Below are 25,757 nucleotides of genomic sequence, written 5' to 3' on the forward strand. Positions count from 1 at the left end.
CGACAGGCTATGTCGCGGCTGGCCTAGGGCTCGCCGAGGTTGTCGAACACCGTTTCGAGCAGGCGGCTCAGGCGCTGGATCTGCGCTTCAGTCATGCCGGTGAAGCTGCGTTTGAATACATCGCGGGTCGCCACCTGGATGCGTTCGATCGCCGCGCGGCCCTCAGGGGTGATTCGCACCTGGGTGACGCGGCCGTCGTCCTCGCAGGGCGCGGTATCGACCAGGCCATCTTCCTTCATGCGATAGACCGTCTTGGTGATGGTAGACAGCTTGGCGATCGCGTGGGTGGAAATCTCAGAAATGCTCGACTGGCCGTTCTCCTTGAGGATCAGCAGCACGCGCCAGCGCGGGATATCCAGGCCGATTTTCTTCAACGCCTTTTCCATGTACTGGCTGTAGCGGCCATGCACCATGGCCAGCCAGTAGAACGGAAAGTCTTCCTTGTGAAAGTTTTCGCTGCCGGGGTCGTAGCGGTTTGCGGTTTTTTTTACAGAAGTCATGGCGTGCTCATGTCAGAGGAGGCGAGTAATCATAGACTTTTCTCGTGAATTGGGCACGGTTATTGAGCCGTACGGTCTGGGTCGACAATCATAAATATAATTGACAATTCACGTAATATTCGGTGAGTGTGAAAAAAAGGAAAGGGCGCATCGGGCGTCCGTATTCCGTAATTCGTACTGAAGGTGACGTGACATGACCCTGGTGATTGAACAGCTTTCCCTTGGCGGCGATGGTCCGACCGTGATGGTCAAGGACACTATCGATATCGCCGGCCTGCCAACGCGTGCGTCGAGCCAGGCCCTGGCGGATGCCGCGCCGGCCACCGCCCACGCCGATGTGGTGCAGGCCTTGCTGGACAAGGGCTGTCGCCTGGCGGCGAAAACCAGTCTGCACGAGCTGGCGTTCGGCACCACGGGCATCAATCACTGGGCCGGCACCGCGCCGAACCCGCGTTTTCCGGGGCGTATTCCAGGCGGTTCCTCCAGCGGCTCGGCAGCTGCCGTGGCTGCGGGGCTGGCGGATTTCTCCCTGGGTACGGATACCGGCGGTTCGGTGCGCATCCCCGCGTGTTGCTGTGGTGTGTTCGGTTTTAAGCCGACGTTCGGACGGGTCAGCCGCCGTGGCGTTATGCCGACGCACAGCAGCCTCGACTGTGTCGGCCCGTTTGCCGCGAGCCTGCCGATGCTGGTCACGGCCATGCAGGCGATCGACACGACCTTCAAGCCCGTGCCGACACCCGCCGCGCCGCGCCTGGGGATTGTGACGGTGCAGGCCAGCAAGGAAGTACAGCGCGTGATCGACGCTGCCATCGCCGGCAGCCAATTGCCCAATGAACCCCTCACGCTGCCCAGCCTCAAGGCGGCCTATGACGCCGGCATGGTGGTGATCAACCGCGAGACCTTCGATGCCTGCGGACATTTGCTGGACACCGGCAAGGTCGGCGCCGACATCGCCGCGCGCCTGGCGGCCGCCGACAACACCACGGCCACTGCGCTGGCCGAGGCCGAGCAGGTGCGCCTGCGCTTCACCGCCGAAGTCGATGCGGCGCTGCAACAGGTCGACGTGCTGGTGCTGCCAACCATGCCGGACTTCCCCTTGACCCTGGCCGAGGCGACCGACACCCAGGCGGTGCTGGGCATGACCGCCTTCGTCCGCCCGTTCAACCTGTCGGGGCATCCGGCGCTGAGCATCCCGCTAGCCAGTGCCGAGGGCCTGCCGGTTGGCCTGCAACTGGTGGCCGCCAAGGGCGCGGATGAGCAACTGCTGGCCATCGCCGGTCGCCTGCTTGAAAGCCTGTACGCTGGGCATGGTGGCTGAAATGAGCACAAGCATTCCCCGCGCAGACTTGGAACAACGCCTGCGTCGCTTTGAGATCCAGGACAGCGTCCGCGCCTGCATGAACCGCTACATGGTGTTGTGTGACGCCCTCGACGCACACACGCCGCTCGACGAACTGGCCGGCTTGTTCACCGAAGATGCGGTGTGGGAGGGCAAGGGCGCCAAGTACGTCCAGAGCTTCGGCGGCTATCGCGGGCGCGCAGCCATTGCCGCGATGTTCGCCGGCTACATGAAAACCCCGGCGCACTTTGCCCTCAATGTGCACTTCCTCGCCAGCGAGCTTATCGAGGCGCGGGACGCCGCCGTGGTCGGCAGTTGGGTGATGTTGCAGACGTCCACCTTCGCCAGCGGCGCCTCCCACCTCAACGCCGCGCGTCTGAGCGTGCGCTTTGCCGAGGAAGACGGGCAGTGGCGCATGGCGCATTTCCAGACCGAAAACCTGTTCAGCCGCCCGGTACAGGCGTGGAGCAGCGACGCCGAGCTGCCGGTGCCCAAGCCTGCCGCACAGGTGAGCGATAGCGCTCACGAATAACCCCTGACTTTCATATTCCGCGACTGCCGATAACGGCGGGCGCGCTGTGCGCGTGGCGCCTGGAGATTGCTTTGAAACTGTTCGAACTGTTGACCTTCACCTTGCGTGTACGCACCGTGCCGCAAGCCTTGCCACGCCTGGAGCAGAGTTTGCGCGAGGCGGGCGAGGGCGTGCATTTGATGGGCTGCTGGGTATCGGAAATCGGCTCGCAGAATCTTATCGCGGTGCTGCGCGGGTTCGACGATGGCGGCTGTCGTGAACGCGAACGCGAGCGCTATCTGCTGGCGTCCGATGGCTTTGCGATCGGCGAATTTCTGCTTGAACAGCAAGTGGATGATTACAGCGCCTTCGATTTTGTCGAACCGCTGCCTCCCGGGGCTCATGGCCCGTTCTATGAATTGCGCGAATACAACCTCGTGCCCAGCGGGCTGGCACCGACGTTGCGTGGTTGGGTCAAGGCCGTGGAGCGGCGCACCGGACCGGACTATTCCCAGGTGTATGCCGCGTTCTATGCCACCAGCGGGCAGATTCCGCGCTACTTGCACATCTGGCCCTACAGCTCGCTGGAACAGCGCCTTGAAGTGCGCACTCGCGCCGTGGCCGAAGGCGCCTGGCCGCCGGAAAATTCCGCGCCGCAACTGTTGCAGATGCACTCCACGGTCTATCTGCCGGCGCCGTTCTCGCCGCTGCGCTGAAAAAATTGCACAGAGCACCCCCTGTAGGAGCGAGCTTGCTAGCGGAGAACTCTCAGACACCGCGTTTATCCAGGTGGTACACGTCATCGTTGAGGTTTTTAGCGGGCAAGCTCGCTCCTAAATTTTTATATTTTTTAAAAATAAATTTTTAATTTATTAACGATAATCCCATTTAAAACAATGAGTAATACTTATTTCATCCAATATTTACGCAAAATATTACGTGATTAGTATTGTTTTTAAGCGTGATAAATCAATTGACAATTCACGTAACCAAGCTCAAATTCACCCCAACGGCACCCACAAAAACAAAGGTAACCACTATGCCGATCCATCGCCCTCGTTACGCCCCGCGTCCCCGCTCGACGCTGAATTCCCGCCCAGCCCAATACCGTTCCTGAAAACGGAGTCAATCTATGCATTCGCTTAAAAAACCAGCGGTTGATACGGTGAGCTCGCTTGCCAGTGGCCCCGCCTTCGAAGCCTTGCTGGTCGATGTGCGTGAACGTGCCCGAGCCGGCGAGTTCGACTGCCAGCGCCACATTTCCCAGGACGTGATCGAGGCCTTCAAGCAGCACGGCGTTTACCGGGCACTGGTGCCCAAGCGCTTTGGTGGCCTGGAGTGTTCGCCGGCCGAGTTCTGCCAGGTGATCGAGCGTATTGCCCAGGCCGATGGTTCCGCCGGTTGGGTTGCCAGCTTCGGCATGAGCCCGGTGTACCTCGCGGCGCTGCCGCTGGAGAGCATCGCCAAGGTGTATGCCAACGGTCCGGACGTGGTGTTCGCCGGTGGCATCTTCCCGCCGCAACCGGCGGAAGTGGTCGAAGGCGGTTTTGTGGTCAATGGTCGTTGGAAATATTCCAGCGGCTCCCTGGGCTCCGACATTGTCGGCGTCGGCATCGCCCCGAAAAACGGCGACACTTTCGGCCTGCCACGCATTGCGGTAATGCCGCGCAGCGCGATCCGCATCGACGAAACCTGGGACACCGTCGGCCTGCTCGGTACCGGTAGCCATGACCTGGTCGCCGAACATGTGCGGGTCTGCGAAGAGTGGACGTTCGTGCGTGGCGGCTTGCCGAATCTGGACGAGCCGTTCTTCCGCTACCCATCGCTGTCATTCGCCACCCAGGTGCTCTCGGTGGTCAGCTTGGGCGTTGCCCGTGCGGCACTCGATGCCCTGGCCGACATGGCCAGTGGGCGTGTCTCGGTCACTGGCGCCCCGGCGATTGCCGATCGGCCCCTGGCCCAGGTCGACATTGCCCGTGCCGAAGCCGAGTTGCGTGCCGCACGGGCGTTTTTCTACGAATCCATCGACCGCGCCTGGGACTACGTCCTGGCCGGCGACGCGGTACCCGTGACCGCGACTAACCTGCTGCGGCTGTCGTCGACCCATGCCACCCGCGTCGCCGCCGATGTGGCGCGTACCGCGCAAATGCTCTCGGGCATGAGCGGCGTGTACAACGACAGCCCGCTGGCCCGCTGCGTCAACGACGCCCAAGTGGTGACCCAGCACGCCTTCATGGGCGACATCACCTATCAAAACGCCGGAGCCATGTTCTTCGGCAAACAGCCTTTGCCTGGCTACCTCTAACCGTCGAGGAAATAAAATGAGCGATAAAAAGACCTTGCGCGTGCTGTTCTGCATGGGCATCAACCAGAATTTTTTCGATGCCGCGCGCGACGAGCAATTGCAGGTGTGGGCAGCGTTCAGTGCAATGTGGAACGGCATTCACGACCTCGCCGGCGTCAAGGTGCTGGGCAACATGGATGACGACCAGAGCATGGTCGGGCCTTCCGATGGCTTCCCCTGGACCACCTACCTGCTGGCCGACGTGCCGGACATCGATACCGTGCATGCCGCCTGCAACCTGTTTCGCACAACACCCGTGGGAGATGGCCCGTACAAGCTGTGGCGCTACACCAAGATCGAAGCCCGGGTTGGGCGCGAGCTGATCATTCAGCGTACTTGATGCCGACGAGGACACTCCCATGAGCAAGCTGATTCCCGCAGTAAACCTTGACGTCGACCCCGCCGACCTGGTTCAGGCCGACCGCGTCCACACCTCGATGTACACCGACGCGCAACTGTTCGACGCCGAGCTGGAGAAGATTTTCTACAGCACCTGGATCTGGGTTGCCCACGCAAGCGAGATCCCCGACAACGGCAGCTACAAGACCACCTATATCGGCAAGCAGCCGGTGATCGTGGTGCGTGACCGCAAGAAAGACGTGCACGTGCTGCTCAACCGCTGCCGTCACCGTGGCGCCACCGTATGCGAACACAAGAAAGGCAAGACCAACAGCTTCGTCTGCCCGTACCACGGCTGGGGCTACGCGCTCGATGGCTCGCTGCGCGGTATTCCGCACCCGGAAAGCTACGGCGATTGCATCGACAAGGCCGAGCTGCCGCTGGTCAGCCTGCGCACCGAAAGCTATGCCGGCATGATCTTCGCCACGTTCAAGGACGACATCGAGCCGCTGGAGGACTACCTCGGCGCGGCGAAAAAATGGATGGACCTGTTCATGAAACAGGGCGCCGGCTATGGCATCAAGGTTCCGGGCGAACACCGCTTCCGTTTCCCCGGCAACTGGAAGATCCAGCTGGAAAACACCACCGACGCCTACCACTTCCCGTTGGTGCACAAGAGCTTTCTGTCGTCGGTGGACGAGCAGACCCTGGCGCTGTTCGACTTCGTCAAGGGCCCCGGCTACGTCGAGGACCTGGGCAACGGCCACAGCGTGATGGTGATGATTCCCGACCTGATCGACCTCGAAGCCGACCTGGACAAACCGATCCCCGAGCGCTTCGAAGGCCTCGCGGCCGAGCTGCGTGACGGAGGTATCGAAGAGCAACAGGTGCGCCGGATCGTGCGTGCGGTCGGCGGCACCGGCTTCAACCTCAACCTGTTCCCCAATGTCGCTTGCTCGATGGCGTTCTTCCGGGTGCTGCAACCGATCTCGGTGACCGAGACCGAAATCCACCACTCGGTGATCACCATGGACGGCGGCCCGGCCGTGGCCAACCGTTATCGCCTGCGTCTGCATGAGCACTTCCAGGGCCCGATGGGCTTCGGCACCCCGGACGATTCCGAGGCCTGGGAACGGGTCCAGAAGGGCGCCAGCGCCGGTGAACGCCTGTGGATCATGCTCAACCGCGGCTTGCCCGGCGAGCAGGCCAGTGCAGACGGGCTGGTATCCGATGTGAGTGCCGAAACCGGCATGCGCGCGGCCTATCAGCAGTGGAAAAAGATGATGTCGGCCTGACCCGTGGAGAACCTTATGAACCTGCAATTACTGCACGAAGTGACCGCTTTCATCTGGCAGGAAGGCGACATGCTCGACCACGGGGAATACGACGGCTGGTTGAAGATGTGGACCGAGAAGGGCACCTACATCATACCCATCGATCCTCTGGAAACCGACTTCGAGAACACCCTCAACTACGCCTACGACGACCATCATATGCGTGAGCTGCGGGTGCAACGCCTGACCGGCGGCGAATCGATTTCCACCAGCCCGCAACCGCGCACGGTGCGCATGCAGTCGCGGTTTCGGGTGTTGGCCGATGACGGCGTGCAGGTGACGGTGCGCTGCGCGCAGAACATCCGTGAGTTCCGCAAGGAAAGCCTGAAGTTCTACAGCGCCGACCTCACCTACCAACTGATCCGCAGCGAGGGTGGTTTCAAGATCCAGCGCAAAGTGGTCAGCCTGATCAACAGTGACGATGCCCTTGCCGGTATCGGCTACATCCTTTAAGGAGCGCCGAAATGAGCCAGATCGCATTGGTGACGGGCGCGGGTCAGGGCCTGGGGCAGCATTTCTGCGCGAGCCTGCTGCGGGCCGGGTACTCGGTGGTCATTACCGACCTCAACCTTGACGCCGCGCAAGCCTGCGCCAAACAGTTGGATCCCGCCGGCGAGCACACGCTTGCGCTGCAACTGGACGCCGGCAGCAAGGCCGATTTCGAAGCGGGCCTGGAGCAGGTGCTGGCGCGTTTCGGCGCGCTGCACGTGGTGGTCAATAACGCGGCCGTCACTAAGACCACGCCGCTGATGCAGATCAGCCCCGAGGAATTCGACGCCGTGGTCGGCCTGAACCTGCGCAGTGTGTTCCTTGGCTGCCAGGTGCTGGGCGCGCACATGGCCGAAACCGGCTATGGACGCATCATCAACATGGCCTCCCTGGCCGGGCAAAACGGCGGCACCGCGACCGGCGCGCATTATGCCGCGAGCAAGGGCGGCATCGTGACGCTGACCAAGATCTTCGCCAAGGAATTTGCCGCGCGCGGGGTGACGGTCAACGCGATTGCCCCAGGCCCTATCGAATCGGCGGCGGTGCGCGCGGCGATTCCGGCCGAACGCTTGCCGGGCCTGATGGCCAATATTCCGGTGCAGCGCCTGGGCGATGCGGATTTTCTCGGTGACTTGATTGTGCAGTTGGCACGCCCCGAGGCGTATTTCGCTACCGGAGCCACTTGGGATGTGAATGGCGGCCTGTTCATGCGCTGACTGATACCGGCCGCTACGGCGGCCTTTGCGAACTCCATGGAATAATGGCCATGACTGAAGAACTGTTGGACGTAGTCGTGCGCAAGCGCGAGCTGCAAGGGGACGGTGTTGTCGTCCTGGACCTGACCCGCCGTGACGGCGCGCCGCTGCCGATGTTCGATGCCGGTGCGCACGTCGATATCCATATCGGGCCGGGGCTGGTGCGCCAGTACTCGTTGTGCAGCAACCCTGCCGACCCGAGCCTGTATCGCCTGGGTGTGCTCAGGGATCCGGCCTCGCGCGGTGGTTCGGTCGGGGTGCATGACATCCTGCTCGAAGGTCACGAGGTGCAGATAAGCCTGCCGCGCAACCTGTTTGCGCTGGCGGCCGATGCGCGGCGTTCAGTGCTGTTGGGTGGCGGTATCGGTGTCACGCCGATCATTGCCATGGCCTATGCGTTGCACGCGGCCGGCCAAACTTTCGAACTGCACTACTGCGGGCGTGAGCGTAAGCGCAGTGCGTTCCTCGCGGAACTGGCCAGCGCACCGTTTGCCGCGCAGGTGTTCACCCACTTCGATGACGAAGGGCCCGAGCAGAAGCTCTATCTGGCCAAGGTGCTGGGCAAGGGCGAGGCCGGCGTGCACATGTATACCTGCGGCCCCGCAGGGTTCATGGACTGGGTGATCCAGGGCGCGCGCAAGCAGGGCTACAGCGAGTCGCACATCCACAAGGAATATTTCCAGGTGGAAGTGGACAACTCGGGTGGCAGTTTTGAAGTGGTGGCCGCACGCAGCGGCAAGACCGTGCAGGTGGCCGAAGGGCAGAGCATTCTCGCCGCGCTGGCGCAGGTGGGCGTCAAGATCGAGATTTCCTGCGAGCAGGGGGTGTGCGGGACCTGCCTGTGCGACGTGCTCGAAGGAGAGCCGGACCATCGCGACGTGTACCTCACGGACGATGAAAAGGCCGGCAATGACCAAATTCTAGTGTGCTGTTCACGAGCCAAATCCAAAAAACTCGTGCTGGATATCTAAGGGGAACGACCATGATAGATGTAGGCAGCTTTCGCAATGCAATGGCCATGCTGGGCGGTGCCGTGTCGGTCATCACCACCGATGGCGCCGCAGGACGGTTCGGCTTTACAGCGTCGGCGGTCTGCAGCGTGACCGACTCACCGCCCACGCTGTTGGTGTGCATGAACCGTTCCTCTCATTCCAACGAGCATTTCAAGCGCAATGGCGTGGTGTGTGTTAACACCCTATGCGGCGATCATCAGCACCTGTCCGGTGCTTTCGCCGACCGCACGCTGAGCATGGATGAGCGCTTTGCTGTGACGGGGTGGACCACCCTGGAAAGCGGCGCGCCGGTGATGCTCGAAGCGCTGGTGAACTTCGACTGCCGGATCGCGCAGGTCCACGAAGTGGGTTCCCACAGTATTTTCTACTGCGAGGTGCAGACCATTCGCCAGAGCGGTGCGGACGAGGGCCTGGTATATTTCAACCGCGCCTATCACCGCCTGGGTGAAGCCTCCAAGGCTTGCTGAATGCCACGTTCGCTGGAGAGCGAACGGTAGCCGGGTTCAGACAAACCCGGCCGGAGGAACTCAGATCAATTCTTCCACCAACTGCAGGCAATGTGTAAGCCCCGGCGACTGGTCATTCATCCGCCGGCTCAGAATGATCGGCGAGGTCGCAGTGGTTTCCACAACAGGCGTGTAGCCGATGTCCGCGCGGTGCAGCACCTGCACCGAAGCCGGTACCAACGTCACACCCATGCCCGCGCCGACCAGGCCGATGGCGGTCTGCAATTCGTTGGTCCATTGCGCCACCTTGAGGCTCAGGCCATGGGCGTCGAACAGCGCGATCACATGGTCTGCATAACTGGGACGCGGATTGCCGGGGTACAGCACAAAAGGCTCTGCGGCCAACTGGGCGAGGGTGGCTGGTGCGGCCAGCAACGGGTGGCGGGCGGGCAATACGGCGACTAGTCGATCTTCCACCAGTACGCGCTGGACGATGGCCGAGTCGTCGATGCGGATTCGCCCGAAACCCACATCGATCCGCCCGGCCTTGAGCGCTTCGACCTGTTGTAAGGTGGTCATCTCCGACAGCCCCAATTCCAGCTCCAGCGCCTCGTGGGTGCGCAGCATGCGAATCAGTTCCGGCAACACGCCATACAGGGTCGACGGCGCAAAGCCGATGCCCAGCCAAGTCTTCTCTCCCTGGCCGATGCGCCGCGTGTTGGCGCACACCGTGTTCAGCTGTTCCAGCAGCACATTGGCATGCTCATAAAAAAACCGTCCGGCCTCGGTCAGCCGCAGCGGCCGGCCGCGTTCGAGCAGAACAACCCCCAGCTCATCCTCCAGTTGCTGGATCTGCCGGCTCAAGGGCGGTTGGGCGATGTGCAGGCGTTCGGCGGCGCGGGTGAAGTTAAGGGTTGCCCCCAGCGCTTGGAAATAACGCAGGTGACGTAGTTCCATGATCACTCCCTCCATACCCTAAGGGTATTGTTCGAGACTCATTCTATATTGGATGCCCTGAAGAATAGGGAACAGAATCGGATCAAATCTAAAAAGAACTCAACAGGTATCGCCATGCCCATTTGCGCCATAGAGTCGATCGAGACCATCATCGTCGACCTGCCCACCATTCGCCCGCACAAGCTGGCGATGCACACGATGCAGAACCAGATCTTGGTGATCATCCGCGTGCGCTGCGCCGACGGCATCGAGGGCATCGGCGAATCCACCACCATTGGCGGCCTGAGCTACGGCAATGAAAGCCCCGACAGCATCAAGGTCAACATCGATCGCCATTTTGCGCCGCTGCTGATCGGCCAGGACGCCAGCAATATCAATGCGGCCATGTTGCGCCTGGAGCGCAGTATTCGGGGCAACACCTTTGCCAAGTCCGGCGTCGAAAGCGCCTTGCTCGATGCGCTGGGCAAACGCTTGAACCTGCCGGTCAGCGAACTGCTCGGCGGCCGCGTGCGCGATGCGTTGCCGGTGGCCTGGACCCTGGCCAGCGGCGACACCGAAAAGGACATTGCCGAGGCCGAGAAAATGCTCGACCTGCGCCGCCACCGCATCTTCAAATTGAAGATCGGCGCCGGTGAGGTCGACCACGACCTGGCCCACGTGATCGCAATCAAAAAGGCCCTGGGCGACCGCGCCAGTGTGCGCGTGGACGTTAACCAGGCGTGGGACGAGGCGGTGGCATTGCGCGCGTGCAAGGTGCTTGGCGACAACGGTATCGACCTGATCGAGCAACCGATTACCCGCAATAACCGCGGTGGTATGGCGCGGCTCAACCTGTCGAGCCCGGCACCGATCATGGCGGATGAATCCATCGAATCTGTGGAGGACGCCTTCAACCTGGCCCGCGAAGGCGCGGCGTCGGTGTTCGCCCTCAAGATCGCCAAGAACGGCGGCCCCCGCGCGGTGTTGCGCACGGCGGCAATCGCCGAGGCGGCGGGCATCGGCCTGTACGGCGGCACCATGCTCGAGGGCGGTATCGGCACCCTGGCGTCGGCGCATGCATTCCTCACGCTGAACAAACTGGCGTGGGACACCGAACTGTTCGGCCCACTGCTACTGACCGACGACATCCTCACGGAGCCGCTGGTGTACCGTGATTTCCACCTGCATGTCTCCACCGCACCGGGCCTGGGCCTGGCCATCGATGAGGAGCGCCTGGCGTTCTTTCGTCGTGACAAACACTGAGAGGCACCTGCCATGTTGTTCCATGTGAAAATGACCGTGAACCTGCCCCTGGACATGAACCCCGAGCGCGCGGCCAGCCTCAAGGTCGATGAGAAGGCCCTGGCGCAGCGTCTGCAACAGGAAGGAAAATGGCGCCACCTGTGGCGTATCGCCGGACATTACGCCAACTACAGCGTGTTTGATGTCGACAGCGTGCAAGACCTTCACGACCTGCTGATGCAACTGCCGCTCTTCCCTTATATGGCCATCGAAGTGAACGCCTTGTGCCGGCACCCTTCGTCGATCCATGAAGATGACCGCTAAGCCTGTCATTCACCCAATAATTACAAGATGAGGAATGCACTATGTCCACCCGACTGTCACAGACCGACCACGCTCAACAGTTTCTTGAAGAGGCCAGCGGCAACCTTAACGATGGCGGCAACCCGCGCACCAAAGCGTTGGTGTACCGAATTCTGCGCGACACCGTGAACATCATCGAAGACCTGGAGGTGACCCCCGAAGAATTCTGGAAGGCGGTCAACTACCTCAACGAACTGGGCAAGAACCAGGAAGCCGGGCTGCTCGTCGCGGGGCTGGGGCTGGAGCATTACCTGGACATGTTGATGGACGCCGCCGATGTCGAGGCCGGCAAGACCGGTGGCACCCCGCGTACCATCGAAGGCCCGCTTTACGTGGCCGGTGCGCCGTTGTCCAAGTACGAAGCGCGGCTGGATGATGGGACCGATGCCGCCGCGCCGCTGTTCATGCGTGGTCAGGTGCGCGATACCGACGGCAATCCACTAGCCGGCGCGATTGTCGATGTGTGGCAAGCTAATACCGGCGGCACGTATTCGTGGTTTGACCCGACGCAATCGGAGTTCAACCTGCGTCGACGCATCGAAACCGATGCCCAGGGCAACTATCGTTTCCGCAGCATCGTGCCGTCGGGTTATGGCTGCCCGCCGACCGGGCCGACCCAACAGTTGCTTGATCAACTCGGGCGCCACGGGCAGCGGCCGGCGCATATCCATTTCTTTATTTCGGCACCGGGTTACCGGCACCTGACCACACAGATCAACCTGTCGGATGACCCGTACTTGCACGACGATTTTGCGTATGCCACACGCGATGAACTGATCGCCGAAATCCGCTTCAGCGACGATCAGCAACTGGCGCGGGAGTTGGGCGTGCAAGGGCGCTTTGCGCGGATTGATTTCGACTTTGAGCTGCAGGTGGCCGCTGCACCGGTAGAGCAGAAGCGCATGCAGCGCGTTCGTGCGCTCGAGGATTGAGCGCGGTAGGGCAGGTGAGTACCTGACTGTTCGGGATTACGGTGTGTCGGCCAGTCTATCGACCGATAGATCGCAACGGGGGCGCAAGCAGACTTTAGTTGCGTTGCCTGGTCAGCGGATGCTGGCCAGGCTTGGCGCAGAGGCTTTTTTGGAGAAACTCAGCCGAATTGATCTGCATATTCAACTACGGTTTTAGACTTCCTGTTACGTGTTAGCTGATAAGAAAAAATTGCCAGCCACATGAACCAGCCTGGCATCACCATCAAGACGACGCTCAGCCATTTCGCGGCTGAGTACCGTGCACTGTTCGCCAAGGGTCGGCTATTCCTGCAGCGACCGGTATCGCGTTTGCCTTGGGCGTACTGTCGCTGCTCGGTAAACGTGTGCCCATTTCGTTGAGAATCTTTCTGTCCGCGCTGGCGATTTTTGATGACCTTGGTTCTGTACTGATCATCGCCCTGTTTTACACCAGCGGCTTGTCGGTCAGCATGTTGCTGGCCTCACTGAGCGTTATTGTGTTCCTGGTGATGCCCACGTGGGTCGCTTTCGCCGTTGTACCCATCTTCGGTTTTGCCAATGCGGATGTCTCTCTTGCCGGTATCTCGCCCAATAACCTGATCGACCCGGTACCTCTGGGAGTAACGCTTGGGCTATTGCTAGGCAAGCAAATTGGCGTGTTTGGTTTGGCTGCGCTGGCTATTCGCGCAGGGCTGGCCAAGCTGCCTGAGAAATGTGATTGGTCTCAGCTGTACGGTGTAGCGCTGCTGTGCGGAATTGGTTTCACAATGAGCCTGTTCATCGGGGCGCTGGCTTTCCCGGATAACCTGCATTTGGTCGATGAGGTGAAGGTTGGGGTGCTAATGGGCTCCATTCTTTCCGCTGTCCTCGGTGTTGCTGTTCTTTTGAAGGCTAAACTTTGCCGTTCCCAACCGCTCAGGATCGTACCTTTCTCAAAGGCCTGTGAGTTTGTCACGGAAAGTCGGAACTCCACGTTCAGCAGACATGCCGGCGCCGGTAAAAAACACAACCTTTCGAGCGTCAGTCACGGCTTTGATGGCGCGATCCCAGCATGTCCTCTGGAAGCTTTGTCGGCTGCAGAGCAAACGAACGGGGTGTGGTAGCTGCTATCGATTGCGGAGCTGAAGACTGGGCCCATCGGGGACACGTCAGTATCTGACGCTTCTTCAATCCGTCCTGCCAGAAGCACCTGAAACTGAGATGGATAGTGACGCAGGAGGAATTTGGCGTCACGGCGTACCCTTTCTGGCATCGATAAGTCTCGGGAGAGCTCGAGCAGAAACGCCCCCGTTTGGATGACTGCCCGGGTACGTTCAATCGGCATGGTCATGTTTAAGCCCTCTTGGTCATCGTGCTGCCGCAATTAGGTGCTCACGCTTGGCGAGTGCTTCCTATGATGTCTTGACCTACAGTTAGTTGACGTGCCGTATCGGCCACACAGAGAACATGCTACTAGGTTCCTTAGGCTAAGGCCCCCATGCGTGAGTGCTTGGACGAAATCAATCGGCGTTATGCTGCGCAACGGATTCCTGTGCAGAACACGTTAGCCCTGCCCGAAGTGAAGCCACCAAACCCCGACAAATAGCCAACATCGCCCACCATCAGCAGTCCTTGGTTGCGTGTTTGAAAACATCCATTGACTTGGTGAGGGTTCAAAAGATCTATGGTATTTCTTACTGAAACGTTATCCCTAGATGCGTGGATCAGCCGGCGAGCCTTCAACCCGGTTCCAGTTCGCATCCGCCTAACAGGGCCCGGTCCAGAAACCTGTTCTGTTTATCAGATCTGTTCCGAAGCAAGCCCTGAGCATGCTCTTCAAAATCTGCTTTCATTTTCCACTTGAGTGTCTTTACTTTTCGTCTCCCCTTCATTATCCCCCCTTTTTGAGTTTCAAAAGTCATAGTAATACTAGGTGCATCAAGCACTGATGGAGACTATCTCCAACGCAGAAAGCGAGTAACTGTCTTAATTTGCCGAACACACGATGAGCGGCAGGGTTGTTGTGCGTTGGAGAAATTTCCTCGCCCTGGAAGCGCTTTGATGAAATTCGATGCAGGTCGGTGCTTGAATCGCATGCGACCGCCTGGCAAAGTCTGATGCGAACGAGTGCTCTGTGAAACCACATCATATCTCCATGTTTGGTATCCATGCGGTTATTCAGCCAGCGCTGTCTAGTCAGCGCGTTAGCCGAGGAGGTCATTCAGGTCGGAGTCATTGAACCAGCAGTGACTACGACGGTATAGCAAGCTCAACTATCTTGGCTGACCTGTAGCGGCCAGCAGGCCTGAACATGCAAAGTACTAATAGAGCGGTTGATGGAAGCTTATATTTCTCACTGTCTCCCTAAGGGTCCAAAAAGCTGGGTATTGGATGCTGCCGAATAGTTCTCTGATAGCTGAAAGTTCTGTTGTTGAAGGTGCCTGGGGCAATACAACACCCGTGATTTCTTTTTCCGACGAAGATCCAGGTCACCCAGTTTGTAACTGGCTGAAGCAGTTCGGTAAACGACCGCGCTTTGATCAGTAGAGATGCCGTTAAAGACGGTAACGCTCTCTAGCTCCTCTAAAGTCCAGTAGGTGCGACCGCTGATGGACGGAGGGCACATCATGTGCACATGCCTAACCTCTACGTCCGTGACTGCAGATAGGTAGTACTGTAATTCGTAAGCACAGTTGAGTATGGCTGCACGATTGGTCTGCCCCGTGTGCAGGGAGATGATAGTGGCAACAAAGCATAGTCCCTCCATTTCGCCGTGAGTCCAACTCCGTACCTCACGCTGAGCGGGGTCATAAACAAAAATCAATTAGGGCACCCTGACTGGTAGAAGGCATCGGTTTTGGAAAATGCTCTGCTTGCGATGGATAGAAAAAAAGCCCACAGCAGCGCCAAGAAATTTCCCTTGCGGGTTTGCGTTGCCGCAACGCAATTCTACCGAAATGAACACTATAGATTGTAGCCCTATAGTGATCAAAAAGGCTTCATCGTTCCTTTTGCGAGGAATGGTCATGGAAGTGAAGCAGGCGTTCGGGATTGCGCTCCGAAATGCCAGGGTTCGTCGGGGCTTAACGCAGGAAGATTTCTACGATATCAGCAGTAGGACCTACATCAGCACGCTAGAGCGCGGGCTGAAAAACGTTACCATTGACAAGGCAGCTGCATTGGCCGAGCGCACTGGCGTTCATCCTCTCACTCTGATAATCGAGACTTTCCTGATCCTCGACCCAACAGTTAATCTAGCCTCCCTGATCAGACAGGTGCAGGAAGAAATGGAAGCGGCTTCTAAGTGAAGGGGGGGGGGGAGAGGAGAGGAGCCACAGCAGCCCAAGGAGTCGAGAACGCAGCATCGAACTGGCGCTTCAGCAAATTGGGTGAGGCGACCGCTGGCTTACCGCCGTACTTTCCAGGGCGGCGTCGATAACCTGTCTGAGAACGCAGACCTTCAAGGCGCATCAACGAACAGCTCGTAGAATGCTTGTGGTGGTATTGGGGGAAATACGCAACTAGCACGGTTGAAGTTACAAGCGCCAGCTGAGTGCAGCGTGAGTGCCCCACCAGTTAAAAGAAAACTGATGCTCTGGCGACTCCTGAAGTGGCTGGCATTTCTTTCTTCATCTGTTCCGGCACATGGTTGAAGGTCTAGCGTGCAGGGTAAGGGACCGGCAAACCCACCTTCCGACCCCGGCCAATAAGGGCAATTGTGTCCGCGTAATTTTATGCGGACACAACTACCCTTAATGTCAGGATCGCCATGCGCCAACGTAATTCCTACACAAAATCCTTCAAGGCCCAAGTCATCCATGAATGCCTGCAACCTGGCGTTTCCGTGGCAGCCATCGCGATGAGTCATGGTATCAACGCTAATGTCGTGCGCCGTTGGCTACCGCTTTACCGCGATCAGCCGGTCGCCACCTTGCCAGCGTTCATTCCTTTGAAAGTCGAATCGAAACCAGTAGCTCAAGCGTCGGCGATCATTGAATTACCGATTGGCCAGCAAACGCTTACGGTGAAGTGGCCAATTTCCGATCCCGAAGGATGCGCCCGACTCATTCGAGGGCTCACCCAATGATCCGCATCGATGCCATCTGGCTCTCCACCGAACCCATGGACATGCGTGCTGGCACCGACACTGCGTTGGCCAGGGTGATAGCGGTGTTCGGTGCGGCGAAGCCGCACTGTGCTTATCTATTCGCCAACCGCCGCGCCACTCGCATGAAAGTCCTGGTGCATGATGGGTTTGGCATCTGGCTGGCTGCCCGCCGATTGAATCAAGGAAAGTTTCACTGACCAGGAATTCGTCAAGGCTCTGAACTTGAGTTGGATACCGAGCAACTTCAGGCTTTAGTGCTGGGCTTGCCTTGGCAGCGCGCTGGGGCTGGCGGTGTGATCACACTGCTTTAACGGCTGCCATTAGCCTATCGGTGTATCGCTGCGAACGGCCTGCTCTGGCACAATCTGCAGCATGAATTCTTCTCCCAATCTCGACCAAATGACTCCTGACGCAACTGCGTGCCTTAGCTGCGCAGTTGCTCTTGCAAGTCGATGCAATGGGTAAGACGGTCGAAACCATTGGCAAGAAGACCAACCGCGATCAGACGGTGATCGAGAAGCTGACCTTCGAGATCGCGCAGCTCAAGCGCTTGAAATTTGCCAAGCGTAGCGAGCAGATGAACCCTGAGCAGGCCAGCTTGCTCGATGACCTGATCGATACCGATATCGCCACGATTGAAGCTGAGCTTCAAGCCTTGCAAACAGCGCCTGCGCCGACCGAGAAAAAGCAAAATCCCCAGCGCACCGCGTTGCCGGCAGAATTTCCACGCACGTTGATCCATCACGAACCGGACAACACTCACTGCCCATGCGGCTGCGCGCTCAAACGCATCGGTGCAGATGCTCATGCCGGGAACAAAGAAAACCCATCGCTCCTATGTTTGGGCCTACGCCACCAGCCAATTCTCGGATCTGTCAGCGGTGGTTTACGATTTCAGCCCCAGCCGCGCCGGTGAGCACGCTCGCAACTTCCTGAAAGACTGGAAGGGCAAACTGGTCTGCGATGATTTTGGCGGTTACAAAGCCAGTTTCGAACTCGGCGTGACCGAGATCGGGTGCATGGCCCATGCGCGGCGCAAATTCTTCGAGCTGCATGCTACGAATAAAAGCACGCTTGCTGAGCAAGCCTTGCGCTATATCCAGTTGCTGTACGAAATCGAGAGCGAAGTCCGCGACCTGGAACCGGATTTACGGCGCCGAATACGGCAAGAAAAAGCCGTCCCGGTAATGGACATGCTACATGCCTGGACGAGCGCTCAGCGCGAGCTTGTACCCGAAGGTTCAGGCATCAGCAGAGCACTCGATTACAGCCTGAAACGCTGGGCAGCGCTGTCGCGCTACCTCGATGACGGGGTCGTGCCCATAGACAATAATTGGGCTGAGAACCAAATCAGGCCATGGGCTCTTGGGCGCAAGAACTGGTTCTTTGCAGGGTCGCTACGCAGCGGAAAACGGGCGGCGGCGATCATGAGCTTGATCCAGTCTGCGCGGCTGAATGGTCATGATCCGTATGCTTATCTGAAGGATGTGCTTACGCGCCTGCCGACGCAGCGGGCGAGTGAAATCGATCAGTTGCTGCCGCATAGGTGGCAGCCGGTTTCATCACGCAAGGTGTGATGCCCAGGCGCTTACGTGGCTTGTGCACTTGCTAACAAACTGGCGCGTATCGCTCGGGCAATAGCCGCTCACCATACGCAATATGAAACAGGGCCAGACGCCTTGAACGCCTGACCCTGCGGTTGTTGCAGTAGAACGATTCACCTTCAGGTTTTGCGATAGCTGAACAACAGATGATGTGAACGGCGCACCGGCCTGACGAAAATCCTGACATAAAAATCAGCTTCAGAAGCCGACGGTTTTTTAAAGATCGTCAGGCGCGACTCTCATCGTGGCGCTGGGGCCTGCCCCAAACAGACGCCGGATAGATTTAAGCAAGCCAACCACGTCACCCAGTATTGCAAAAATGGGGGTGACCATAGATTTTATTGCCTGAGTTTCACTGCAGCCAGGGCAGCCTTTGGAAGCACTAGCTGTTAGGGGAGCGAAGCTGGGCTCCAGCGATTGGGTAGCGGTTGTCTCATATGATTGTGGCAAGCCACCTAAGGGCGACCTACCAGCGGCCAGATGTCAGCTATCGTTTGAACTCGACTGAGTTTTAGGGGCATCAACACTCGGCTGTTTTTTTGCGATTTCTGACTTCGTCTCTGCGGACTTTTGAGCGGCCAGATAGGCCTGCTGCTGTTCCAAATTTCGTTGTATCAAACGGTCAGCACCGCCTTCAGCGAGCGCGCTAGTGGCACTGATACTGAGCAGTGAAATAATGGCAAGCTTGCGAAGGTTCATTTTGCATCTCTCTGATAATGGTCATGGAAGATACTGTTGCCACGCTTCCGTTTGCCATTCTCAGAGTTCGGGATTAACCAGCGATTAATGGGTCCAGTGCTTTCGAATCCATAGCGTGAAAACTTGTGCTACCAGTTAGGCGCCTTTCCGAGACTTGACACCTCCCGCTGCTTTTTCGTTTCCGACCCACCACACCCATTGCTCCGAGCTGGGAGTGCTGTGTGAGCCGATTCAATTCCAAAAAACATGCCCCACGGAATCGAGCGCATGGAGTATCTACAGCGCCTGCTCGACAAGATCGACAGGTTCGAATTTTTGATTGCGGGCCTCATTGGGGCCGTAGTTGCGAGCTGGTGGCACAAGGACGACTTGCCCGACTGGCGCGCCTGGATGGTGTTCTTGGTTACGGGTGCTGCCTGCTCGCTGTACCTGACGAGCATGGTCAGCGCCTACCTGAATGTCACCGAGCCCAAGATCGTCGCCGGGATTGGTTTCCTCCTTGGCATGTTCGGAGGCTCGCTACTGGCAGCAATCAACCGAGCCATCAAAGCCGCTGACCTCTGGGTGCTTTACTTTGAGCAACGTCGCCTGCAGCGTCATGCAGGCTTCTTCACCCTGCTGATTTTCGGCGTCGGTGCGGTGGTGGCGGGGCAGTATTCCGGCTGGAACCTGGGCCTGTCCCAAGGCTTCGGCGGCATGTTTCTGGCCTTGCTGATCATTGCCGTATGTACCTGTTTCGTTACTCGGCGGTGAAGCATCGAGTAATCTCCTATGAGCCCGGGAGCGCTACATCACGTTTGTTCTGCAAACGGCGGGTCAGCATTGCAAGCGTCACGGCCAACGCACCGCATGAGCAGATAACCAGCGCCATTGGCAACGCCGTACCATCGTGAAGCACACCCACCAGCGCGGCCGCTGCTGCCGCCACACTGAACTGCAGGCAACCGAGCAATGCCGACGCGCTGCCCGCACGCGCCCATTGCCCGTTCATGGCGCAGGCTGAGGCATTGGGGGTGATGGAGCCCAGGCAGGCAATGCAGACAAACAAGGGCACCAGCAGGGGGCAGAGCTGTTCGGTGCGCAGACCGGCAATCACCAACAATGCCAGTGCAGCAGCGAGGTACATCCAGATAACCCGCGACAGCAGGAACGCAGGCCCCTTTTTGCCCACCAACCGGGCATTGAGCTGCGAGACCAGAATGAAACCCGCCGCATTGGTACCGAACAGCCAGCCATAGTGCTCAGGCGGCACTCCGTAGAGCTTGATGAACACGAACGGCGAACCGGCGATGTAAGAAAACATCCCAGCCATGGCGATCCCGCCAGTGAGCGCGTGGCCTAGAAAAATACGATCGCCCAACAAGCGGCGGTACTGCGTCAGTGCGCCTGATAAAGGCTGGCGAGGATGAGTGGCGGGCATGCTTTCCGGCAGGCCCAGCGCCACGGCTATTGAAGCCAGCGCACTGAACGCCGTCAGGCTGATGAAGATCGACTGCCACCCATAGAGGTTGACCAGCAAGCCGCCGAGCATGGGCGCCAGAATCGGCGCCAAGCCCATCACCAGCATTAATTGCGAGAATACTTTGGCCGACTGAACGGCATCGCACCTGTCGCTGACAATGGCTCGGGCAATCACCATCCCCGCACAGCCGCCCAGCGCCTGAACGAAGCGCGCGCCGATCAGCCATTCCAGATTCGGCGCGAAGGCACACGCCTGCGATGCGAGGGTGAACAGCGAAGCCCCGAACAGCAGCGGGACACGTCGGCCGAAGCGATCCGCCACCGGCCCGTAAGCCAGTTGACCGATGGACAAGCCCAGAAAATATGACGCCAGGGTCAACTGGACATGCTTCTCGTCAGTGCCAAACGCGAGGGCAATGGCAGGGAAGCCAGGCAGATAAAAGTCGACGGCCAAGGGGCCGAAGGCGCTCAAGGCACCGAGAATAATGATTGCGCGCAGGTTCATCAGACATCAGACGATATTCAGAGCAGAGGGGGTACCCAACCCCGCAAAGCCCAGACATGGTATGCACTTAAGTTTAAGTGGACACCAGTTCTAGCCTTTTAAGCGGGTATTTCATGCAGCCAACACGCTATTCCGACTCCAACTCCTTCAAAGCCCAGGTCATTCAGGAGTGTGCCCAATCCAGCGAAATGGAGCTGGATACCGATCAACTCCCGGCACTGGTAGATGACTTGGCCGGACGCATACCGTGCAAGATCGGGTTGGATGGTACAGCGGTTCTTACACCCATCAACTTGATCTAGAAATTGCCTCTTTGCTAATCAGTGTCTGCGCTCGCACATATTGTCCTGGCGTAACACCCATTATCCGACGGAACATGGCAATGAAAGCACTAATATTTTCGTAGCCAAGCTCAATCGCCGTTGTCGTCACTGACATCCCCTCGACTAATAGTTGAATAGCGCGCAACGTGCGTGCACGTTGTCGCCATTCAGAAAAACTAAAACCGGTTTCAGCGACCAGACGCCGGGCAAGTGTTCTAGGTGCCATACCTGACCAAGCAGCCCAATCCTCAAGTGATCTATTGTCATCAAGCTGAGCAAGTATCGCATCGGTGATACGCCTCAAGCGCGGGTCATTGGGGTGCGTCAGACCGATGGGTTCAGCGGGTGAGGTAGCAATTTCATCCAAGATGACTGCTGCAACCCGCGACTCCATTTCGTTGCGGGGTGGTTGTCCCCACGACGCAGCGCGGCTTACCGCTTCGCGCAGCAAACTGCTGACCCTAAATGTGCATGGCATTTGATGCAGGATCCCGCACTCTTGCTCCGCGATATAGACCATCGCTCCTGCAAAAGCGCCATGCGACATCATCGCGTGTGCGACACGGGGAGGTATCCAAATGGCATGGCTAGCCGGCACTACCCATGAGCCGCCGTCAGTGCTCACGGAAAGCAGCCCGGCAAGGCTTGCGATTAGTTGGCCTGTCGTATGAGTGTGGGCCGCCGTTTCGCGGATCGCCCGGTCGCGTTGCTCTATCGCCAGCAGTGGCATAAGCGCGCGGTTCATGGCTGGTTTACGTTATCCAATGTCATATCCGAGGTAGCCATATCCTGAATGCCTAATGGAGAATAAGACCGGTCAGAGGAATACTCAATGTCTAAAAATCGCAAATGTTGCCTCTCTTGGATTGGCCTGATTATGCGTACCTCTCACAGATTTATTTTCTGTGTTTTGGCCGTAACAGCTGGATGTGCAAGCTCAACTCCCTATTTGGCCCGTGAACCTTTAAAGGATCATTTGATGAATTCTAACCACATGGTGCATGCCGTCGATCATATTGGCTTCGCAGTCAGTTCATTGGAAGAAGCCATTCGCTTCTGGACAATTGGACTTGGGTTCATTCTTGAGCGTCAGTCGGAAATGGGCGGATCATTCATTTTGCAAGTAACCGGCACCGCCGATCCGAGCGTGCGAACGGCGATAGTCAAAGGCCCGGATGGCAGTCGAGTAGAGTTGCTGGAATATTCGCAGGGTGACCACCACGGTATCACTACACCTACGGCATCAGCGATTGGTTCAGCGCATTTGGCATTGAGGGTGCAAGACATATACGCCGTACTCGAACGCATTGAGCAAGCAGGCTGGAAAGCAAGAGGCAAGCCTCAAGCGATTCCCGCAGGCCCACGCAAGGGAACTCTAGTTGTATATGTGACTGGGCCAGATCATATCACTCTGGAACTGATGCAGGCTAATGAGTAGCTTCCTGCCGAAGACTGTTAAACTTATTTCCCTAAAGCAATTACTTAAAGCGCTCTCCGTCGCGCATGACGTCTCATGGCAAACATAAAGATCATCAGATTCAAGTATACAGCTGGCGTAATCATACACTTCGCCGGCCACATAAAATTTGGATTTCCTTTCTGGCACTCCACTGCGCAGATCGAAAAGCTAAAGCCCTGTTAGTGCGCTAGAGCGCAGGTCACTAACGCGTAAAGGCGCAAATCTTAAATTACCGCCATATAGGATCTATCAATGACTGCTTTTGGCGGCGGACATTCTGATCTGCGACCCAAGTCTTCCAGGCACAGGGAGGAGCGCCAGCTCTCGAATTTCCGCCAATCCTCAAAGGAGGAAATTGGGATTAGGAGTAGGGCGCTAGTCAGTCTTTATGGAAATACGAATTGGACCGCCCTGCGAAAAAAGCACTTTTTTTTCTATGACAACGCGCGTGATGAGTACGAGAATTTGAACCCCCTGAACCCCCTGAACCCCCTGAAACCGCTGTGCCAGAACGCCCCGGGTCGCATAGCCATTGTCCCGTCGGGAATCGAACGGTCTTCTTGGAAAATAGCACTCATTTCAGATTCCTTTACGCAGAATCGAACTGAATATTTCGGAGCCTAATTTTTTTTGAGTTTCGTAAATACCGTACTCTCGAAGGCTGCCACTTATGCTAGCAATTCGTATAGAGTCCAAACATGATGACTTTAGAGGAATTATTTCTTGATTATCCGCTCCTTCAATTTCCAGCTGGTGAACCGTTACTAGTATAATCTCATACACGAGGTTTCTGATTTGACGTTGCGTCAAACCAGGACGACCATGTGAAGTCACCAGCAACGGCTCATCCTCATCGTCGGGAGCCTCCCTAGGCAGACCACGACTTGACCTATACCTTTGAAGATATGGAATGAATATGTTTGGGGCAGTCACTGCTTCGACGCCCCGTAGACCTTCAACCAAATACTGAAAACCGCAGGTAGTATGTTTTAAGAGGTTAAATGAAGGAGTTCTTCTTACGTCTTTCGCAATCCACCGGATCGGCACTAAAAGATACCTCATCAAGGCGACAATGAATAAGGCTCGCTCATGGCGACCGCAGTCTAGATTTGCACCAACTCTTAAGATTTGATCCACATGCCAAATCGTCAGTCCGCGGTCAATTGACCTAGCTTCGGCACTAAAAGTTTGAAGGGGGAGCCATTCTACATTTTGTGCCGGATTAAACTGGCAAATTCCTTTGCGGATTAGGTGATCATAGAAAGACGTGCAACAGGAGACTATGAGCTTAAACATGTTCATTGTACGCATCCCGGTTTCATTGGCGGGCTTTGAAAATGGGCGCCAGGCCGGGTTAGCAATGTAGCCGACTCCATCAACCCAATCGAATCGTCGACGTGCGACGTCGCCTACCCATTCGGAAGGGGGGCATGAGTTGAACTCTAAGAATTCTCGAAACTCTTCCTTTTCGATCGCTTCTACAGACTTTCCTTTTACGATCCATGACCAGAGTAATAGGCGTTCTGTAATACTCCTCGAAGATCCAAAACCTGAAAGATTTTCTCCATCACTATGTGCGCCGACACGAGAAGCAATGAATTCTCGCGCTATATTCGCGAACTTGAAAGCATTCAGGTTTGAATCGAATTTAGCTAAGTATCTCTCTACTCCTGGATGCTCCCCGTAATAGGCAAGCTCACTTAAAGAAATACTGGTAATGCCTGAAAAGAGTGGGTTAGGCAAGCTCATGATGGCTGTCTCTCGACAAATGATTTAATGAGGGTAGGAGATCATCATGAAATTTGACATTATTTTTTTTAAAAAAACACTTCGTCAGCAAACCCTTGATCTGGTTCGTCATTATCAAAAATTCGATTTCGAGCATTTTTTTTAAAATCATCAGCACTAAATATCTCATTGTTTCTCAAGTGCTTTTTACCTAATCAGGCTCAAGTATTTGAGCTATAAAAGTTTCAATCCCTTGATTTTTATGTCTTTAAGGGGCCGCTCAAAAGAGAAGAATATTGTTATTTGGGCTTCAGGTAACGAGCGAAAGACAGATATTTCGCCTCAATGACTTATCGTAACGATGCCAAGCTGACAGGTTGTGGGGCTAAGCTGTTGATTTCACGGTACGATTTTTAAACTCACGAATTATCATTTTATGATTACAGCCACAACAAGTATAGAAAGTTCCACCCTGACACGTAATTTAACATAATATACATTATGCGTACCCGAATATACCGCCCACGGGTATCTCCACAGCTGCTTTTCACCAGGCCGAATTTCTCTGAGTCGAGAAATTCGCCGTCGTGCACGCAACTGCTCGTGATTAACGCTTGTCCGGATAATCCACGATGGTTTCGTGCTGCAGCACTTTCCCGTTCACTTCCAGCGTTATCGTTTTGCGGATGCGCGTTCCACTGAATTGGCCTGAGCGCGGCACCGGCTTTTCACGTCGCAGTAATCCGTCGGTAATGAGATTGACGCCCAGCGCGCCGCCCAAGAGTCCCATCAAGCCTGCAAGAAAACTCATTGATTGCGTCATCGTGTCGAAGACTGGCTCAAGCATTTTTGGGATGTCGGGAGGCTCTGGGCATGCATTGGTCTGTTTGGCCTTTTCACAGGCACTCGACCAACTTTTCAGTGACTCAGCAAGCGTATTCGCGGCTTTAAGCTGTTGGTTGTGCTTGAAATCGATAAACGCGTACCAGACGTACGTACCTGGTGCCACAGAAAAAACCACCATAAACACACCGCAAAGCACATGCTTGCGCGCGATATTAAGGGCCCCGAATTTTTTCTCCGAGTTGATTCCCCAATAAATAAGCCCTGTCACGATCGCCCAAACTACGAACGCGGCCAGATACTTCAGCCAAAAAGCATTGAGCTCAGCATTGCCCCCCGTAAAATAGACCCACTTATCCTTGATGCTTGTAACTATCGCTTCCACGCTCACTACGGCCTCTCACATCCCAAGGTTTGGGCATAACTCAACTAAATGACTATTTAGTTGAGTTATCATATGGCAACTATTCTTACCCCGCGAAAAAAC

At 57.0% G+C, this 25,757-nt stretch carries 26 protein-coding genes and 4 pseudogenes; 21 read left to right on the top strand and 9 right to left on the bottom strand.

All coding sequences use genetic code 11. From position 1 onward, the window contains the following. Positions 1–23: 23 nt before the first annotated feature. Entirely contained in the window at positions 24–500 is a 477-nt protein-coding gene (locus BFP93_RS08420) for a MarR family winged helix-turn-helix transcriptional regulator (RefSeq protein WP_015372113.1), read from the bottom strand. A gap of 193 nt (positions 501–693) precedes the next feature. Here BFP93_RS08420 and BFP93_RS08425 point away from each other — a divergent pair, with 193 nt between their 5' ends. From BFP93_RS08425 to BFP93_RS08470, 10 genes are all read left to right on the top strand, one after another. Then, on the top strand, positions 694–1,818 hold the full coding sequence (locus tag BFP93_RS08425) for an amidase (protein ID WP_065892728.1): 1,125 nt from the start codon (positions 694–696) through the stop codon (positions 1,816–1,818). Between the two features lies 1 nt (position 1,819). Continuing rightward, positions 1,820–2,371 (top strand): nuclear transport factor 2 family protein, encoded by a 552-nt coding sequence (locus BFP93_RS08430; protein WP_065892729.1) that lies wholly within the window; start codon positions 1,820–1,822, stop codon positions 2,369–2,371. A 71-nt stretch (positions 2,372–2,442) separates the two neighbouring features. After that, complete coding sequence (locus BFP93_RS08435; protein WP_015372110.1) at positions 2,443–3,066, top strand: NIPSNAP family protein; 624 nt, start codon at positions 2,443–2,445, stop codon at positions 3,064–3,066. Positions 3,067–3,482: 416 nt separating this feature from the next. Further along, the gene (iacA, locus tag BFP93_RS08440; protein ID WP_015372109.1) at positions 3,483–4,655 is read left to right on the top strand and encodes an indole-3-acetate monooxygenase; all 1,173 of its coding nucleotides are present in this window, start codon (positions 3,483–3,485) and stop codon (positions 4,653–4,655) included. Between the two features lie 16 nt (positions 4,656–4,671). After that, positions 4,672–5,034, top strand: coding sequence for a hypothetical protein (locus BFP93_RS08445; protein WP_015372108.1), 363 nt, complete (start codon positions 4,672–4,674; stop codon positions 5,032–5,034). A 19-nt stretch (positions 5,035–5,053) separates the two neighbouring features. Next, positions 5,054–6,328, top strand: coding sequence for an aromatic ring-hydroxylating oxygenase subunit alpha (locus BFP93_RS08450; RefSeq protein WP_065892730.1), 1,275 nt, complete (start codon positions 5,054–5,056; stop codon positions 6,326–6,328). Positions 6,329–6,343: 15 nt separating this feature from the next. Further along, positions 6,344–6,820: an aromatic-ring-hydroxylating dioxygenase subunit beta gene (locus BFP93_RS08455; protein ID WP_015372106.1), complete on the top strand. Its 477-nt coding sequence runs from the start codon at positions 6,344–6,346 to the stop codon at positions 6,818–6,820. Positions 6,821–6,831: 11 nt separating this feature from the next. Beyond that, positions 6,832–7,572: an SDR family NAD(P)-dependent oxidoreductase gene (locus BFP93_RS08460; protein WP_015372105.1), complete on the top strand. Its 741-nt coding sequence runs from the start codon at positions 6,832–6,834 to the stop codon at positions 7,570–7,572. A 50-nt stretch (positions 7,573–7,622) separates the two neighbouring features. Then, positions 7,623–8,582 carry a PDR/VanB family oxidoreductase gene (locus tag BFP93_RS08465; protein WP_015372104.1) on the top strand — a complete coding sequence of 320 codons (960 nt, stop codon included), beginning with the start codon at positions 7,623–7,625 and terminating at the stop codon, positions 8,580–8,582. Positions 8,583–8,593: 11 nt separating this feature from the next. Further along, positions 8,594–9,091, top strand: coding sequence for a flavin reductase (locus tag BFP93_RS08470; protein WP_003232688.1), 498 nt, complete (start codon positions 8,594–8,596; stop codon positions 9,089–9,091). 60 nt (positions 9,092–9,151) lie between these two features. On the opposite strand, the gene BFP93_RS08475 is transcribed toward BFP93_RS08470, so the two are convergent. Next, positions 9,152–10,027, bottom strand: coding sequence for a LysR family transcriptional regulator (locus BFP93_RS08475; protein ID WP_015372103.1), 876 nt, complete (start codon positions 10,025–10,027; stop codon positions 9,152–9,154). Positions 10,028–10,141: 114 nt separating this feature from the next. Here BFP93_RS08475 and BFP93_RS08480 point away from each other — a divergent pair, with 114 nt between their 5' ends. The 4 genes and pseudogenes from BFP93_RS08480 to BFP93_RS08495 form a co-directional block, all read left to right on the top strand. Next, the gene (locus BFP93_RS08480) at positions 10,142–11,269 is read left to right on the top strand and encodes a muconate cycloisomerase family protein (RefSeq protein ID WP_065892731.1); all 1,128 of its coding nucleotides are present in this window, start codon (positions 10,142–10,144) and stop codon (positions 11,267–11,269) included. A 12-nt stretch (positions 11,270–11,281) separates the two neighbouring features. After that, complete coding sequence (gene catC / locus BFP93_RS08485) at positions 11,282–11,572, top strand: muconolactone Delta-isomerase (RefSeq protein ID WP_015372101.1); 291 nt, start codon at positions 11,282–11,284, stop codon at positions 11,570–11,572. A gap of 41 nt (positions 11,573–11,613) precedes the next feature. After that, positions 11,614–12,543: a catechol 1,2-dioxygenase gene (gene catA, locus BFP93_RS08490; protein ID WP_015372100.1), complete on the top strand. Its 930-nt coding sequence runs from the start codon at positions 11,614–11,616 to the stop codon at positions 12,541–12,543. 314 nt (positions 12,544–12,857) lie between these two features. Next, a pseudogene (locus tag BFP93_RS08495) lies at positions 12,858–13,445 on the top strand (Na+/H+ antiporter NhaA); the annotation flags it as partial. A gap of 140 nt (positions 13,446–13,585) precedes the next feature. Here the strand turns inward: BFP93_RS08495 and BFP93_RS29470 are convergent. Continuing rightward, positions 13,586–13,891 (bottom strand): BPSL0761 family protein, encoded by a 306-nt coding sequence (locus tag BFP93_RS29470; RefSeq protein WP_081602887.1) that lies wholly within the window; start codon positions 13,889–13,891, stop codon positions 13,586–13,588. Between the two features lie 1,675 nt (positions 13,892–15,566). On the opposite strand from BFP93_RS29470, the gene BFP93_RS08500 reads away from it, so the two are divergent. The 4 genes and pseudogenes from BFP93_RS08500 to BFP93_RS29605 all read left to right on the top strand — a co-directional run. Next, entirely contained in the window at positions 15,567–15,848 is a 282-nt protein-coding gene (locus tag BFP93_RS08500; RefSeq protein WP_042944669.1) for a helix-turn-helix domain-containing protein, read from the top strand. A gap of 461 nt (positions 15,849–16,309) precedes the next feature. Next, positions 16,310–16,627 (top strand): IS66-like element accessory protein TnpA, encoded by a 318-nt coding sequence (locus tag BFP93_RS08505; RefSeq protein ID WP_065892733.1) that lies wholly within the window; start codon positions 16,310–16,312, stop codon positions 16,625–16,627. Then, complete coding sequence (gene tnpB, locus BFP93_RS27235; protein WP_083203302.1) at positions 16,624–16,845, top strand: IS66 family insertion sequence element accessory protein TnpB; 222 nt, start codon at positions 16,624–16,626, stop codon at positions 16,843–16,845. The genes BFP93_RS08505 and tnpB overlap by 4 nt, the downstream gene beginning before the upstream one ends. Positions 16,846–17,225: 380 nt before the next feature. Beyond that, positions 17,226–17,321 (top strand): annotated as a pseudogene (locus tag BFP93_RS29605) (hypothetical protein); the annotation flags it as partial. On the opposite strand, the pseudogene BFP93_RS29610 reads toward BFP93_RS29605, so the two are convergent. Beyond that, positions 17,275–17,418, bottom strand: a pseudogene (locus tag BFP93_RS29610) (hypothetical protein); the annotation flags it as partial. The pseudogenes BFP93_RS29605 and BFP93_RS29610 overlap by 47 nt on opposite strands. 36 nt (positions 17,419–17,454) lie before the next feature. Between BFP93_RS29610 and BFP93_RS29615 the strand changes: the two are divergent. After that, a complete protein-coding gene (locus tag BFP93_RS29615) occupies positions 17,455–18,225 on the top strand; it encodes an IS66 family transposase (RefSeq protein WP_370737777.1) in 771 nt (256 codons plus the stop codon). A gap of 510 nt (positions 18,226–18,735) precedes the next feature. Here the strand turns inward: BFP93_RS29615 and BFP93_RS08520 are convergent. Further along, the gene (locus BFP93_RS08520) at positions 18,736–18,951 is read right to left on the bottom strand and encodes a hypothetical protein (RefSeq protein ID WP_065873494.1); all 216 of its coding nucleotides are present in this window, start codon (positions 18,949–18,951) and stop codon (positions 18,736–18,738) included. A 267-nt stretch (positions 18,952–19,218) separates the two neighbouring features. Between BFP93_RS08520 and BFP93_RS08525 the strand changes: the two are divergent. Next, positions 19,219–19,521: pseudogene (locus BFP93_RS08525) on the top strand (MFS transporter); the annotation flags it as partial. Between the two features lie 199 nt (positions 19,522–19,720). Here BFP93_RS08525 and BFP93_RS08530 read toward each other — a convergent pair. Together BFP93_RS08530 and BFP93_RS08540 are read right to left on the bottom strand one after the other, a co-directional pair. Continuing rightward, positions 19,721–20,917 carry a multidrug effflux MFS transporter gene (locus BFP93_RS08530; RefSeq protein WP_065892734.1) on the bottom strand — a complete coding sequence of 399 codons (1,197 nt, stop codon included), beginning with the start codon at positions 20,915–20,917 and terminating at the stop codon, positions 19,721–19,723. A gap of 288 nt (positions 20,918–21,205) precedes the next feature. Continuing rightward, positions 21,206–21,985: an AraC family transcriptional regulator gene (locus tag BFP93_RS08540; protein ID WP_240997057.1), complete on the bottom strand. Its 780-nt coding sequence runs from the start codon at positions 21,983–21,985 to the stop codon at positions 21,206–21,208. 87 nt (positions 21,986–22,072) lie between these two features. On the opposite strand from BFP93_RS08540, the gene BFP93_RS08545 reads away from it, so the two are divergent. Next, positions 22,073–22,678, top strand: a complete 606-nt coding sequence (locus BFP93_RS08545) for a VOC family protein (protein WP_240997056.1) — start codon at positions 22,073–22,075, stop codon at positions 22,676–22,678. Positions 22,679–23,278: 600 nt separating this feature from the next. Here BFP93_RS08545 and BFP93_RS28290 read toward each other — a convergent pair. Beyond that, entirely contained in the window at positions 23,279–24,448 is a 1,170-nt protein-coding gene (locus BFP93_RS28290; RefSeq protein WP_141687955.1) for a hypothetical protein, read from the bottom strand. A gap of 586 nt (positions 24,449–25,034) precedes the next feature. After that, complete coding sequence (locus BFP93_RS08560; RefSeq protein ID WP_065892740.1) at positions 25,035–25,661, bottom strand: hypothetical protein; 627 nt, start codon at positions 25,659–25,661, stop codon at positions 25,035–25,037. Between the last annotated feature and the right edge of the window lie 96 nt (positions 25,662–25,757).

Source organism: Pseudomonas sp. 44 R 15, assembly GCF_900004965.1.
Classification (GTDB): domain Bacteria; phylum Pseudomonadota; class Gammaproteobacteria; order Pseudomonadales; family Pseudomonadaceae; genus Aquipseudomonas; species Aquipseudomonas orientalis_A.

Bases quoted from the DNA above. Each gene is read 5' to 3' on its own strand.
- BFP93_RS08420 (WP_015372113.1), bottom strand. From the start codon at position 500: ATGACTTCTGTAAAAAAAACCGCAAACCGCTACGACCCCGGCAGCGAA.
- BFP93_RS08425 (WP_065892728.1), top strand. From the start codon at position 694: ATGACCCTGGTGATTGAACAGCTTTCCCTTGGCGGCGATGGTCCGACC.
- BFP93_RS08430 (WP_065892729.1), top strand. From the start codon at position 1,820: ATGAGCACAAGCATTCCCCGCGCAGACTTGGAACAACGCCTGCGTCGC.
- iacA (WP_015372109.1), top strand. From the start codon at position 3,483: ATGCATTCGCTTAAAAAACCAGCGGTTGATACGGTGAGCTCGCTTGCC.
- BFP93_RS08445 (WP_015372108.1), top strand. From the start codon at position 4,672: ATGAGCGATAAAAAGACCTTGCGCGTGCTGTTCTGCATGGGCATCAAC.
- BFP93_RS08450 (WP_065892730.1), top strand. From the start codon at position 5,054: ATGAGCAAGCTGATTCCCGCAGTAAACCTTGACGTCGACCCCGCCGAC.
- BFP93_RS08455 (WP_015372106.1), top strand. From the start codon at position 6,344: ATGAACCTGCAATTACTGCACGAAGTGACCGCTTTCATCTGGCAGGAA.
- BFP93_RS08460 (WP_015372105.1), top strand. From the start codon at position 6,832: ATGAGCCAGATCGCATTGGTGACGGGCGCGGGTCAGGGCCTGGGGCAG.
- BFP93_RS08465 (WP_015372104.1), top strand. From the start codon at position 7,623: ATGACTGAAGAACTGTTGGACGTAGTCGTGCGCAAGCGCGAGCTGCAA.
- BFP93_RS08470 (WP_003232688.1), top strand. From the start codon at position 8,594: ATGATAGATGTAGGCAGCTTTCGCAATGCAATGGCCATGCTGGGCGGT.
- BFP93_RS08475 (WP_015372103.1), bottom strand. From the start codon at position 10,027: ATGGAACTACGTCACCTGCGTTATTTCCAAGCGCTGGGGGCAACCCTT.
- BFP93_RS08480 (WP_065892731.1), top strand. From the start codon at position 10,142: ATGCCCATTTGCGCCATAGAGTCGATCGAGACCATCATCGTCGACCTG.
- catC (WP_015372101.1), top strand. From the start codon at position 11,282: ATGTTGTTCCATGTGAAAATGACCGTGAACCTGCCCCTGGACATGAAC.
- catA (WP_015372100.1), top strand. From the start codon at position 11,614: ATGTCCACCCGACTGTCACAGACCGACCACGCTCAACAGTTTCTTGAA.
- BFP93_RS29470 (WP_081602887.1), bottom strand. From the start codon at position 13,891: ATGACCATGCCGATTGAACGTACCCGGGCAGTCATCCAAACGGGGGCG.
- BFP93_RS08500 (WP_042944669.1), top strand. From the start codon at position 15,567: ATGGAAGTGAAGCAGGCGTTCGGGATTGCGCTCCGAAATGCCAGGGTT.
- BFP93_RS08505 (WP_065892733.1), top strand. From the start codon at position 16,310: ATGCGCCAACGTAATTCCTACACAAAATCCTTCAAGGCCCAAGTCATC.
- tnpB (WP_083203302.1), top strand. From the start codon at position 16,624: ATGATCCGCATCGATGCCATCTGGCTCTCCACCGAACCCATGGACATG.
- BFP93_RS29615 (WP_370737777.1), top strand. From the start codon at position 17,455: ATGCCGGGAACAAAGAAAACCCATCGCTCCTATGTTTGGGCCTACGCC.
- BFP93_RS08520 (WP_065873494.1), bottom strand. From the start codon at position 18,951: ATGAACCTTCGCAAGCTTGCCATTATTTCACTGCTCAGTATCAGTGCC.
- BFP93_RS08530 (WP_065892734.1), bottom strand. From the start codon at position 20,917: ATGAACCTGCGCGCAATCATTATTCTCGGTGCCTTGAGCGCCTTCGGC.
- BFP93_RS08540 (WP_240997057.1), bottom strand. From the start codon at position 21,985: ATGAACCGCGCGCTTATGCCACTGCTGGCGATAGAGCAACGCGACCGG.
- BFP93_RS08545 (WP_240997056.1), top strand. From the start codon at position 22,073: ATGTCTAAAAATCGCAAATGTTGCCTCTCTTGGATTGGCCTGATTATG.
- BFP93_RS28290 (WP_141687955.1), bottom strand. From the start codon at position 24,448: ATGAGCTTGCCTAACCCACTCTTTTCAGGCATTACCAGTATTTCTTTA.